Consider the following 12,730-nt stretch of genomic DNA (forward strand, 5'->3'; position numbering starts at 1 on the left):
TTTGCCGATGAAACGCCATTAAAGGTGGTGAAATCGGACAAAGTAAACAGTTACATGTGGGTGTATTGCTCGGGTCGAGATTCACCAGACCCGAATAATCCCATCCCTAATATCGTACTTTACGACTTCCACAATAGTCGCGCGGCCGCCTGCGTGGTCAATTATCTTGATGGATATCAAGGGTACTTGCACGTGGATGGCTATCAAGCCTATGCCAGAACAGAGGCAACCTTAATTGGCTGCTGGGCGCATGCTCGTCGTAAATTTATCGACGCGAAAAAGCTACAAGGTAAAAACAAAACCGGCAAAGCGGATGTGGTATTGAGCCTTATCCAAAAACTGTACGGCGTTGAGTCACGCATCAAAGATAAAAGTGTGGATGACAAATATACGGCAAGACAAGAGGTTAGCCTGCCTATTCTTAGCAAGCTAAAAATATGGCTTGAGCAGGATCAGCCAAATTTAGTGGGGAACAGCAAACTGATAGAGGCAGCTAATTACCTGGCAAATCAATGGCACAAGCTCATACGCTATGTTGATGATGGCCGACTTAGCATCGATAATAATAGAGCAGAACGCGCGGTAAAACCGTTTGTGATAGGCCGAAAGAATTGGTTATTTAGCCAAACGGCTAACGGTGCCCATGCTAGTGCCACCCTTTACAGCATTGTGGAAACCGCCAAGATAAATGGTCTAATCCCATTTAATTACATCTGTGCTTGCCTTGATGAACTGTGCCAGCCTGAGCCCGATATCGACAGCTTGTTACCCTGGAATTTTAAAACATAGGTGTAGTTCGCTAGACGCTCACGTATAACGAGTTAAACAATCTAATGAGTTCAATTTACCCTTACAATTAAGCGCATTGGTATAAATCGTTTTGTTGTTTAAGTACGTATTAAATAAAGTGCTTAACAACAAAATGGTTTGTAATGAGTATCTAGGGCATGTTTACCTTTGGTAGTTGAATTTGTTCAATCCAAGAAGGATTTAATCGCGGCGCGAGATTTGTAAACTAGTGGGCTCGACAACTGCTCCTGCGTTATTCTAATGGCTTACATCCATGTAAGAATAATAAAAACCGAGCAAAGCTTCCGCGTCCTACTCACGGGCTTGCTCCTGTAATACGACTTCTCTCCTTTTATAGTAAATCTCTGTTATAGTTGTTAAAAGTTATAAAAGCTAAGTGATTAGGCATTTTGCTATTATTTAACACGCTGACTCACGAGGATATACCCACGAAATGAAATATTTAACACTCGCTTTATTAACTGTCGCTTTTACAAGTGCAAATGCTTTTTCTGAGCCGAGCAATAAAACACGATTTATACCGTTTTTAAAGTCAAAATTGGGGGCATACGAAGTTGTGTCGACCAATTCAGGGTTATGCGTTAATAGCGATTTGAGTTTAACAGACGAAAGTGATTTAAGTGCAGGTTTTAAACTTGGAGAGCAAATTGTATTTGGATCGCTCCACAATGGTACTCGCACTATTAAAAAACCAAACTTTTGTTTTATAACCAGTACGCTTAAATACAAAAGTGATGGCCTTGAAAACGGTTTAAGAATGAGCCGTTGTGAAAACCCTGCAAACGAAAAAACAATCAGTCAAAGTATCAAATTTTTAGCTGATAACACACTAAAATACACGTTAAGCGAACCTAGTGTAGAGTGCACATTTAAAAAAGCAGACGAGAGCAAATAAAGCATCTACTAAGTAGTAAATCATTCGCAGTATATTTTAGGAATATCGCGCCAACGTGTAGTGTACTGCGGCGATAAAAAATCACGGTTCATGTGCCATCGGTCATTTAATTTACTGCTTGCAAGGCTTAGCATCCCTTTTCCGTATCGATTATTGATTGTATCTAGGCATTGCATAAGCTTTGGATTATCAGGGCTTTTATTAAATAAGTCATTTTGCTGAAACTGTTCTGATATTAGCTCTACCGCACCCACACCACATTTATAAAACCGTATACCGGGTTGGTAAATCTTATTAAATACCTCAGATACAGCATTAGCCATCACGCAGGTGTCGTTAGTGGGTGAGGGGAACTTATACACAAAAGACTTTTTATAATATCTATTTTCGTGCGCGCCACTGGCTGCAAAAATATAAAGCTGGTGAGTGAGCGAGTGTTGCGCTCTTAATTTATTAGCCACTGTGGTTACATGGTTAATTAGCGCTGTTTTAAGTGCTGTTGGCTCACATATGCGCTCTCCAAAACTACGGGTTGAATAAATCTCCCGCTTATCTTGTCGTACATCATCCCAGTTTAAACATGTTATCCCGTTAAGCTCGCTTACTGTGCGTTCAACAACCACACTAAATGCACGGCGCATTGCTCTAGGGTTTTGCTGAGCAAGATCCCAGGCGGTGTGTATATTCATTATTTTAAGTTTTTTAGCTAGCCGGCGGCCTATTCCCCACACATCTTCGCAGCTCATTCTTTGTAAAATAGCTTGGCGAGTTTGTTCGCTATTTATTACTGCAACACCATTAAAACCACTGAGCTTTTTAGCGGCATGGTTAGCGGCTTTTGCTAAAGTAGGGGTCGGGCCAAAACCTACACCTACAGGAAGCTTTGTTTCGCGCCATACTGTGCGCCTTATTGTATGACCGTATTCATGCCAGTCTTTAATTAATGATGTGTAGCCATCAAAGTGCAAAAACGATTCATCAATACTGTATATGTGCTGTGTATCGCAAAAGCGAGCGATGATATTCATCATTTTGTCGCTTAAATCAGCATAAAGCTCGTAATTGCTAGAGCGAATAACAACGTTGTTTTGCTCAAGTAAATGCTTAACTTTAAAGTACGGGCCAAATTTAGGAATATTTAAGCGCCGAGCAATAGGGCAAATAGCGCATACACAGCCATCGTTATTGGTAAGTACAACCACGGGTTTTGATCGAATAGCAGGGTCAAATACTTTTTCGGCACTGGCATAAAACGACACAGCATCAACTAAGGCATACATTTTAGTAACTCTGGGCTTTGCCTGTGCATTCTTATTGATAGCGTTACTACGCCTTCGAGCTGAAACTCGTCTGCAGAGGTGAGTTGTACAGGCTTATGTAAAGAAGACGCTGAAAGCAGCCGTGCATTGGTTTTATCAAGCAGCTTGCATACAAAAAGACCATTTAAGTTAGCAACAATAACGTCACCATTTTCTGCAGGCTCTGCACGGTCGATAACTAATAAGTCCCCTTCAAAAATTCCGACTTCTTGCATAGAGTTACCCGATGCTAGGCCAATAAAGGTAGCATTTGGGTGCTTTATTAAAAGCTCATCAAGGGTTACACCTAGCTCGGTGTACTGCGCTGCGGGGGATTCAAAACCACACACGCCTGCTTCTATATAAATGGGAATGACAAACATAACACAACCTAAAACGCATATACTGTATAAGTGTACAGTATATGCGTTTTGTGTAAGTTATGCCAAGAAATGTATAACCGATCAATCCATATTTTTGATCATTTGCTGTGCGATATCTAAAAAGTCTTTGATTTGCTGAGGGTTTAAGTTTTTACACATTTGATTATTTATTTTCTGCTCTGAGGCTAATAACTTATCAAAAAGAACTTTACCTTGCTCTGTGAGCGACAAAATAAAGCAGCGCTTATCGTGCTCACTTGCCTGTTTATTTATTAAATTTAAGCCAATAAGATCTTTAATTAAACGTGCTATTTGCGCTTTGTCGCGCTGCGTTTTAGTAACAATATCGTTAGCCGTACAGTTATTTACGCTCGCAATAATATGTATGCAGCGTACGTGCATAGCATTAATACCAAGTTCGCCTGCGTTAATTGCTTCACGAATTGTAACGCGGTAATTTTGCATCAATTCAAATAGCGTATTTGATAAAGGTGTATTCATAAAACTCTCAATATAGTTGACAAAGTCAATTAATTTGTTATAGTTGATTTTATCAACCAACGGGGCGTTGTGCAATGTCTGCTTTTATAGCAGCCAATTATTATACCAATCTGCTTATATATGGGGTCTATTTAACGTTAAGAAAATTACGCTAGAACTAGGCTAAAATTTTTGTATCTAGTTGTTCTAAATAAAAAATTTTTAACAACGTTATAGTGCAATTTAATTCGTTAAATTGATCAAAGATTTATGCAAGTTGGTATTAAAGTCCAAGTTTTGTAAAACGAGGTAATGCATGGGTAAACAAATTCGCAAAGCTAACATATTAAGTACGCAGCAAATCACACCACACCTACAACGCATTGTTGTAGGCTCTGATGATTTTAACGACTTAACCTCACAGCACATTGGTAACTATGTAAAAGTACTGATCCCAAAAAATGGTGAAGTAGATTTTAACTTAAAAACAGCGTGTATGCGATCTTACACAATAAGGCATGTAGATGCACAAACAGGCGCGTTAACACTTGATTTTGTTATAAATATGCACCAAGGTCCGGCAACTGACTGGGCTAAAATTGCAAAAGTAGGTGATGAGGTAGGTATTGCAGGCCCAGGCCCTAAAAAGCTAGATAATTATGGGCATTCGCATTATGTGTTGCTAGGGGATTTAACATCGGTAAATGCAATAAAGGGGTATATACAGCAATTACCTTTATTTTCAAAAATTGATGCCTTTGTACATGTACCCACCGAAAAAGACATTATTGATTTAGAAACAAGCCGCGATGTTAATTGGCTTGTTACCGACAATGCTGACGAAGCGCTACTTAGCGCGCTTCAAAATTTGCACATTACAGCAGAGCCTCCCATTGTATTTATGGCATTGGAAGCTGGGCTTGTTCGTAAAGCAAAGACATTGTTAACAGAGCAATTTAATATACCACGCGGTAGTATTGTTTCCTCAGGGTATTGGAAAAAAGGCGTGGATTCAGAAGGCTATAAAGAGCTGCGCCAACGTGATGCACAGCTTGCTTGAATACCTTAGAGCAAAATAACATATACCTATTTTGCTTTAATACCACTGCGTAACTTGAATTGACCTAATAGCAGACCCATTTAAGTGTTTTATGCTAATGATGTAATACATTGTTAGCATGCATTTTTAGGAGCTACTATTTTGTTGAATTCCATTCCTTTTTCGTTATTAGAACTTGCCCCCATGATTAAAGGGGACAGCGTTACTAACACTCTTCATAAAAGTACTAAATACGCCCAACGTGCAGATGATCTTGGCTTTAACCGTTTTTGGCTTGCTGAGCATCATAATATGCCAGGTATAATTTGTGCGGCCACTTCAATTTTGGTTGGTCACATTGCAGGTAATACCAAAAAGATACGCGTTGGGTCAGGCGGTATTATGCTGCCAAACCACTCCCCATTAGTTGTTGCTGAACAATTTGGTACATTAGAGAGCTTATATCCTGGGCGAATAGATTTAGGACTAGGGCGTGCCCCAGGTAGCGACCCCGTAACGAGTCGTGCACTAAATAACGATATGAGCCGTGCAGAAAACTTCCCAGGTGAAGTAACTGAGCTGCAAACATTGTTAGGTCCTTACAATGGTACGCATCCTATACGTGCTATACCGGGGGAGGACACAAACGTTCCGATTTGGTTATTAGGCTCGAGTTTATTTAGCGCGCAACTAGCGGCGCAAAAAGGGTTACCGTACGTATTTGCAGGGCATTTTGCACCGCGCTTTGTACACGATGCAATAGCGTTGTATAAGCGCGAATTTAAAGCATCAAGCGTACTTGATAAGCCATACGTAATGCTTGCACTGCCTTTAGTGGCAGCAGACACCGACGATGAAGCGCAATACTTGTCGACTACTTCTAAGCAACGTGTACTCGAACTTATACGCGGTAATGAGCTGTGGCTAAAACCACCTGTTGAAAGCATGGACGGGTTATGGAGCGAACAAGAGCGCGCCCATGTAGAGAACTTTTTAAGCCTAAGCGTAGTAGGCGGACATGTAAGTATTAAACACAAGTTAGAGATTATAGCTAAACAGCTAGAAGTTGATGAGTTTATATTTACCAATGATGTATTCGATAGTGAAAAACGCCACCGTGCACTCGAAATTTTAATGGAAATAAAACACTAAAATATAGTTAGTTAAGCAAGCGTACACTCTGGGCTTGTTAACATACAGACATCATCGAAAGTTAAACTTTTTTAACTCATTTTATTAACTTTAAGTGATGTCTGTATTTGTTATTTAAATATTAAAAGTAAATTTGATTTCTATTTTTAGTACATATTTTGCTTTATATACCGTTCTGTTTTTTCAATTGAACTGATTTAAATAATCAATTTTAAGATATCACTTTTGTTTTTTATAATGTAGCTATTAAACCAGACATCATAAAATTAAAGGCAGGTACACCGTGAACTCTCTAAACACCGCAACAGCTAATTCAGTTAACAAAACAGCGCAGCCAAAAGTTGCACTGATTGCTGAAGGTGGCGGACAGCGAGGGATATTTACAGCCGGTGTACTGGATGCGTGGTTAGAGCAAAGCTACGACCCATTTGATTTATTTATTGGCACTTCTGCAGGTTCGCAAAACCTAACTAGCTACTTAGCTCGTCAAAAAGGCTATGCTAAACGCCTAATTAGAGGGCTTTCGCGTAACAAGCGTTTTTTTCAGCTTGGTCGTGGGTTAATGGGTAAGCACATAGTTGACCTAGATTGGTACTTTGACAAAACGACTGAAGTAAAAAGAGCCATAGATTTTAAAACGGCAAAAACCAGTTTAGGTGAGCGTGAACTGCTTATTACAGCAACAAATGCACGAGACAGAAAGCCGTATTATTTATCACCAACAGGTGAAGATAATCAATGGCGTGATCTTTTAAAGGCGTCAAGCGCACTGCCATTTTTGTACAAACAAGGCGTAAAATTGACCCCTTGGTTAGATGCAAAAGCAGCGAACGAAGCTCACTTGGTCGAAGAGAAAACACAAGCTGATTTTTATCTCGATGGCGGCTTAGCAGCACCATTGCCTGTACGTGAAGCTTACAACCGAGGTGCACGTAAAATTGTGGTAATAAGAACGGTTGACGCTAACTTTCAAGCGCAATCTGCATGGGTACAAAAGCTAAGAACATTTGCTATAGCATCGGGTTATTGTCCAAAAACATTAGACTACTTAATACAGCACGAGAAGGCTTATTTAGATGAGCTTGAGTTTATTGCAAATCCACCAGATGATGTAGAAATAATCCAAATTTTTGCAAACGAAAAACTGCATAGCAAATTATTAGGTAGCTCTAATAACGATTTACGCTTTGATCATAAATTAGGCTTGGCTGCAGGTCGATCTTATTTAGCACAGCAAAGCCAATTCGAGATCAGCAACACGCATAACTATACGCAAAGCGAATATAGTTACAATTAAACCAAATTCTTGTACCTAGATTGCAAATAGTACTGCAACTTAAAATTGCAGTACTATTCTTCATTTAAATGACACCCACCTAAATTTGTATGTTTATTAACCCCTAGATTCTGGCGCTTCAATTCTTTAAAACTATAAATGGGTGTCATTCTAAATTTTTAAATTAGCTAAAATTATTGTGAACACTTAAATAATATAAATGGGTGTCATTTTAAACCTAAAAATAAACCTAAGTTGATGAGAGTAATATGCTCGTTTCACTATTTAAAATACCGTCTATTTCTCTTACTTGCCTAAGTACTCCATCAAACTCACTTAAATTCGCGGCCTGTATCTCTGCTACCAAATCCCAAGCACCATTGGTAGTGTGCAATTTTGTAAGTTCGGGTATACCACGCATAGTTTTAATAACTTGAGAAGTTGATTTACCAATCACTTCCACCATCATAATTGCACGAACGGCTTCGGTTTCTATGTGTTCATGCACCCTTATGGTAAAGCCTAAAATAGCGCCTGAGCTCACTAATCGATCTAATCTATTTTGCACTGTCCCGCGTGACACATTTAAAGAACTTGCTAAAGCAGAGATAGAGGCGCGACCGTCTTTTCGTAATTCAGCAATTAAAGCGTTATCAAGGGAATCGTAAATATAGGGAGTCATAAATCAAACCTTTTAGAGCATGGCCTACTAAAATACACAATTTGTATATACCTGCATAGCAAAGTGATAAAAATTAATAAAATTTGTATAACTAATTGCCATATTAAATAGCATGCGGCCTCGCTAAACTTGTTTTAAATTAACTAATACATTTATTTAAGAGGTTTCAACATGAGTCATTTTATAGCACAGCCAAAACAAGGCGTTCCGTTTGTTAGCGTTCAGGCAATGGCTAAGCTTATAAATAGCTTAGGTATCGAAAACGTTTTGTTAGAGCTAACACATAAATTAGAAACCGACTTTGCCCGTTGGAAAGAGTTTGATAAATCACCTCGCTATGCAGCACACTCACCAGAGGGTGTAATAGAGCTAATGCCTGTGAGTGATGGCCAGATGTTCAGCTGTAAATATGTAAACGGTCACCCAAAAAACACCTTTCGAGAACTTCAAACAGTCGCTGCATTTGGTATTTTAGCCGATGTAGATAGTGGTTATCCGGTAATGATCAGCGAAATGTGCCTACTAACAGCGCTACGTACAGCGGCTACATCGGCGCTGGTGGCTAAGTATTTAGCACCAAAAAACTCAACAACACTTACATTAATTGGTAATGGGGCACAGTCTGAGTTTCAGGCACTGGCATTTAAAGCTGTATTGGGCATAACACATATTCGTTTATACGATATAGATGCAAACGCGTCTAAAAAAGCATTTACTAATTTAAGTGCTTACGGGTTAAACGTAACTATTTGTAATAGCGCACAGGAAGCTGTGCAAGGTGCGCACGTTATTACAACCTGCACTGCCGATAAAACCAATGCTACAATTTTAACAAACGACATGATCCCACAAGGTGTGCACATTAATGCAATAGGTGGCGATTGCCCAGGTAAAACAGAGTTAGATGCTAAATTACTCGAGCGCGCTAATGTATTTGTAGAGTACGAGCCACAAACTCGAATAGAGGGCGAAATACAACAAATGAGTGAAAGCTTTGTTGTAACTGAGTTTCATAAAGTCGTTAATAAGCAATCGCTTGGCCGTACTAGCCAAGACGAGTTAACTATTTTTGATGGTGTAGGCTTTGCGAGCGAAGACTTTACAGCGCTTGTATTTATACGCGATCAACTTATTAAAAGCGGTGAATTTACATTGCTCGATTTAATTACACAGCAAGCCGATCCGCGCAACTTGTTTTCGGTACTTAATACAGAGCAAACATCAGCACAAGAGCACGTAGCATGAGCCACGTAAATCAAGCTCCGAGTGCGGTTGTTATGGTACGTCCGCATCACTTTACGTCTAACCCACAAACAATGCTCGACAATGCATTTCAAAGTGAATGCTTAGCACCAAATCAAAGTGAACAAGCATATAACGAAGTCACAAATGCAGTAAAATTATTAAAAAATGAAGGGGTAAAAGTTCACCTTTTTGAAGATGAGCAAACACAGACTCCCGACTCTGTGTTTCCAAATAACTGGTTTTCTACTCATCAAAGTGGGGAATTAATAATCTACCCAATGTTTGTAGAAAACAGAAGGTTAGAATATCGAAAAGATATTATTGATTTTTTAACGGATCACTATAAAGTGACGGTTGTGACTGATTATGCGCATTTAGCGAAAGAAAATTCATTCCTGGAAGGTACGGGCTCACTGGTTCTCGATCATCAATATAAACTGGCTTATGCAGCAAAATCTAAAAGAACAACTCAATCGGTTGTTAATACAGTTTGTAATTTGCTCGCATTAAAACCCGTTATATTTAATGCATATGATGAAAAAGGTACAGCGGTATATCACACTAATGTATTAATGTGCGTTGCAACTGAGTTTGTAATGGTTGGCTTAAACATGGTGCCAAGTGAGGAGCGTAAAGCGCTAGTTACTCATTTTTTACAAAGCCACCACGAAGTAATTGATTTATCACTTGATCAAATTAATCAATTTTGTGGTAACGCCATAGAGTTACAAGGTGACAATGGCCGTATTTTAGCGTTATCGCAAACAGCATTTAATGCGCTCACAACAGCACAAATAGCAGCCATACAAAAAACGGCTAAGCTTGTACCGTTACCGATTCCTACCATTGAGTCGGCTGGTGGATCAGTTAGATGCATGATTGCAGGAGTTCATTTGCAAAACAAATAATGTATAGTTTTAAGGCAGCAAAAAGTATGGCTGCCTTATTAGTACAAAATTTAAGTCGATGTCGTAAGCAAAAGGCGTTATATCCGCAACAGGATACTAATATAAAAATATAAGAAGGAATTAGCAATGTTCGATACCGTCGTCAAAAGCGTAAACAACCTTTTGTGGGGAGAAGGTCAGGTACTTATTTATATACTCTTGTTTACAGGGATATGGTTTTCAGTACGACTAAAAGCAATTCAAATACTTAAATTTAAACATATGTTTAGCCTTTTAAAAGGCAGTAGCAAATGTAAAAAAGACGACATTTCATCATTCCAAGCATTGTGTACAGGGCTTTGCGCACGAGTAGGCACTGGTAATTTAGCCGGTGTGGCTGTGGCAATTTCACTTGGCGGCAGCGGTGCAATATTTTGGATGTGGGTAATAGCCATACTGGGTATGGCTACAGGCTTTGCTGAAAGCGTACTTGGGCAAGTATATAAAGTGCGAGATAGTGGCGGCGAGTTTAGAGGCGGCCCTGCGTATTATATTCAACAAGGTTTGGGTAGTCGAGCATTCGCAATTGTGTTTGCCGCGTGTTTGTTTTTAGGTTACGGCTTTACGTTTAGCGCAATGCAAACTAACACAATTACCGACGCACTTAATTACGCGTTTGAAGTTCCTACATTTTATTCAGGCCTGGTTATTACCGTACTAGCCGGCTCAATTATACTCGGTGGCTTTAAAGCAATTGCCCGATTTGCAGAGCGTGTTGTGCCAATAATGGGCATTGTGTTTGTACTTGCAGCCCTAATTATTACTATTATAAATTTCACGCAAGTACCTGCCATGCTTAAAGATATATTTTTATCGGCGTTTGGTTTACAAGAAGCTGGGGCTGGTGCAATGGGCGCAGCCATTAAAAACGGTATACAACGTGGTTTATATTCTAATGAGGCCGGTGCAGGTAGTGTGCCGCATGCTTCAGCAAGTGCCAGCCCAATTCCTAATCACCCTGTAACGCAAGGTTACATACAAATGCTAGGCGTATTTTTCGATACAATAGTACTGTGTAGCTGTACCGCGGTGATCATTTTATTAGCCGATATAGACATAAGCGGCGAAATGGAAGGCATTCGTTTAACACAAAGCGCCATGACTGCTCACTTAGCACAAGGTGGTGTTTACTTTGTAGCAGCCGCTATTACCTTATTTGCTTTTACATCGGTAGTGGCAAACTACGCCTATGCAGAGAGCAACTTGCACTTATTTAAGCTCGACAACAAAGTAGGGCGCGGCATTTACACTTTGCTTTATTTATCAATGATGTTGTGGGGCGCATCGGCCACATTAAAAGAAGTCTGGGATTTAGCCGATATTGCCTTAGGGTTAATGACAGTGGTTAACGTTATCGCTATTATACTGTTAACGCCGACTATTTTGTCTGTCACGAGCGATTACCACGCACAAAGAGACAAAGGTTTAGAGCCCGAATTTAAAGTAAAAGATGTAAAAGTACAGGGCAAATGCGAAGACTGCATTTGGGACTAATTCAGCACACTTAACTATAAAAAGCGGTTTTATGGCAACATAGAACCGCTTTTTACTTTGCATAAATATTCACTTTTAGTGTTGCAAAAATAACAGAAGCAACCAAAATAAAAGGCACAATTTTTTAGATGATCGAGATTCACGCAGGGAAAACAGCGGCTAAAATTATTAACGAACAGGGCGTTAAACCTGAACTTTTCACCTCTTTTTTAGGTGCAAGTGGCGGTCCTAAATGGTTTACATTATTTGGCTTAGATAAATATATTTTTGGTGAATTTTTTAAAAACCGCACCCAACCACTTAATTTAATTGGGTCATCTGCTGGCGCTTTTCGCTCTGCGTGTTTCGCACAAAACGATCCCGTTGTTGCCATTGAGCGATTAGCAAAATCGTATTCGCAAACTAGGTACTCTAGGGGCTGTTGATCTTTGTAGTACATATATCAATCAGCCCACATTGGTAGCCACATCATAGTAAATGCTAAAGCGAGCATTGAATGATAATTTCGTTCAAGCTTTTCATACCGCGTGGCTATCCCTCTATATTGCTTAATACGGCCAAATGCATTCTCAACCAAGTGCCGATATTTGTACATGCACCAGTCAATATCTTCATTGCCTACTAAACTGTTGCCCTTACGTGGAATAACGGGTGTAGCGTTATTATCACGAACAAACGCTCTCAGTTTTTCACTGTCGTAGCCTTTATCTGCGACAACCATATTACTTGTTGGGCAATTAGCTACGAGTGACTCTGCATGGACGATATCATGCGTATTTCCACAGGATAATTCATAATAAACAGGCAACCCTCCGCTATCGACTGCAAGATGAATTTTCGTAGAATTTCCACCTCGGCTCTTTCCAATTGATTCATTGTCAGCAGTTCTTGCACCGCAACTATGTTGATGAGCCCTGACAATACTGCCATCAATGAAGACCCAATCCATGTCCGCATCACGAGATAATGCGCGAAACAGTTCATTCAAAATCCCTTTTTTGGACCATAAATTAAACCGTCTGTAGATAG

The 12,730-nt window shown here is 39.6% G+C and carries 13 protein-coding genes and 1 pseudogene; 9 read left to right on the forward strand and 5 right to left on the reverse strand.

Features of this window, described 5'->3' with window-relative positions; genetic code table 11:
- Together L655_RS0111960 and L655_RS0111965 are read left to right on the forward strand one after the other, a co-directional pair.
- Positions 1-789: IS66 family transposase (locus L655_RS0111960; RefSeq protein WP_024604753.1), on the forward strand; the 789-nt coding region annotated here is incomplete at its 5' end.
- A gap of 454 nt (positions 790-1,243) precedes the next feature.
- Complete coding sequence (locus L655_RS0111965; RefSeq protein WP_010552920.1) at positions 1,244-1,705, forward strand: hypothetical protein; 462 nt, start codon at positions 1,244-1,246, stop codon at positions 1,703-1,705.
- Between the two features lie 20 nt (positions 1,706-1,725).
- Here L655_RS0111965 and L655_RS0111970 read toward each other — a convergent pair whose 3' ends face one another.
- From L655_RS0111970 to L655_RS0111980, 3 genes are all read right to left on the reverse strand, one after another.
- A complete protein-coding gene (locus tag L655_RS0111970; RefSeq protein ID WP_024598178.1) occupies positions 1,726-2,985 on the reverse strand; it encodes a Y-family DNA polymerase in 1,260 nt (419 codons plus the stop codon).
- Positions 2,973-3,386, reverse strand: coding sequence for a S24 family peptidase (locus tag L655_RS0111975; RefSeq protein ID WP_004334808.1), 414 nt, complete (start codon positions 3,384-3,386; stop codon positions 2,973-2,975). Before L655_RS0111975 ends, L655_RS0111970 begins: the two co-directional genes overlap by 13 nt.
- Before the next feature lie 81 nt (positions 3,387-3,467).
- Positions 3,468-3,887, reverse strand: a complete 420-nt coding sequence (locus L655_RS0111980; protein ID WP_024605139.1) for a MarR family winged helix-turn-helix transcriptional regulator — start codon at positions 3,885-3,887, stop codon at positions 3,468-3,470.
- Positions 3,888-4,182: 295 nt separating this feature from the next.
- Between L655_RS0111980 and L655_RS0111985 the strand changes: the two genes are divergently transcribed.
- The 3 genes from L655_RS0111985 to L655_RS0111995 all read left to right on the forward strand — a co-directional run bounded on the left by L655_RS0111985 (position 4,183) and on the right by L655_RS0111995 (position 7,354).
- The gene (locus tag L655_RS0111985) at positions 4,183-4,926 is read left to right on the forward strand and encodes a siderophore-interacting protein (RefSeq protein ID WP_024605140.1); all 744 of its coding nucleotides are present in this window, start codon (positions 4,183-4,185) and stop codon (positions 4,924-4,926) included.
- Between the two features lie 141 nt (positions 4,927-5,067).
- Positions 5,068-6,057, forward strand: coding sequence for an LLM class flavin-dependent oxidoreductase (locus L655_RS0111990; protein ID WP_024605141.1), 990 nt, complete (start codon positions 5,068-5,070; stop codon positions 6,055-6,057).
- Between the two features lie 283 nt (positions 6,058-6,340).
- Positions 6,341-7,354 carry a patatin family protein gene (locus L655_RS0111995; protein WP_004334895.1) on the forward strand — a complete coding sequence of 338 codons (1,014 nt, stop codon included), beginning with the start codon at positions 6,341-6,343 and terminating at the stop codon, positions 7,352-7,354.
- Between the two features lie 229 nt (positions 7,355-7,583).
- Here L655_RS0111995 and L655_RS0112000 read toward each other — a convergent pair whose 3' ends face one another.
- Positions 7,584-8,015 carry an Lrp/AsnC family transcriptional regulator gene (locus L655_RS0112000; protein WP_004334897.1) on the reverse strand — a complete coding sequence of 144 codons (432 nt, stop codon included), beginning with the start codon at positions 8,013-8,015 and terminating at the stop codon, positions 7,584-7,586.
- A gap of 171 nt (positions 8,016-8,186) precedes the next feature.
- On the opposite strand from L655_RS0112000, the gene L655_RS0112005 reads away from it, so the two are divergent.
- From L655_RS0112005 to L655_RS0112020, 4 genes and pseudogenes are all read left to right on the forward strand, one after another.
- The gene (locus L655_RS0112005; RefSeq protein WP_024597587.1) at positions 8,187-9,260 is read left to right on the forward strand and encodes an ornithine cyclodeaminase; all 1,074 of its coding nucleotides are present in this window, start codon (positions 8,187-8,189) and stop codon (positions 9,258-9,260) included.
- A complete protein-coding gene (locus tag L655_RS0112010) occupies positions 9,257-10,168 on the forward strand; it encodes an arginine deiminase-related protein (RefSeq protein ID WP_024605142.1) in 912 nt (303 codons plus the stop codon). Before L655_RS0112005 ends, L655_RS0112010 begins: the two co-directional genes overlap by 4 nt.
- A gap of 126 nt (positions 10,169-10,294) precedes the next feature.
- Positions 10,295-11,701 (forward strand): alanine/glycine:cation symporter family protein, encoded by a 1,407-nt coding sequence (locus L655_RS0112015; RefSeq protein WP_024605143.1) that lies wholly within the window; start codon positions 10,295-10,297, stop codon positions 11,699-11,701.
- Positions 11,702-11,829: 128 nt separating this feature from the next.
- Positions 11,830-12,114, forward strand: a pseudogene (locus L655_RS0112020) (patatin-like phospholipase family protein); the annotation flags it as partial.
- Positions 12,115-12,143: 29 nt separating this feature from the next.
- Here the strand turns inward: L655_RS0112020 and L655_RS0112025 are convergent.
- Positions 12,144-12,730 (reverse strand): IS5 family transposase (locus L655_RS0112025; RefSeq protein WP_024603875.1); only part of this gene is annotated, 587 nt, incomplete at its 5' end.

The organism is Pseudoalteromonas sp. TAE79, assembly GCF_000498015.1.
Lineage (GTDB): Bacteria > Pseudomonadota > Gammaproteobacteria > Enterobacterales > Alteromonadaceae > Pseudoalteromonas.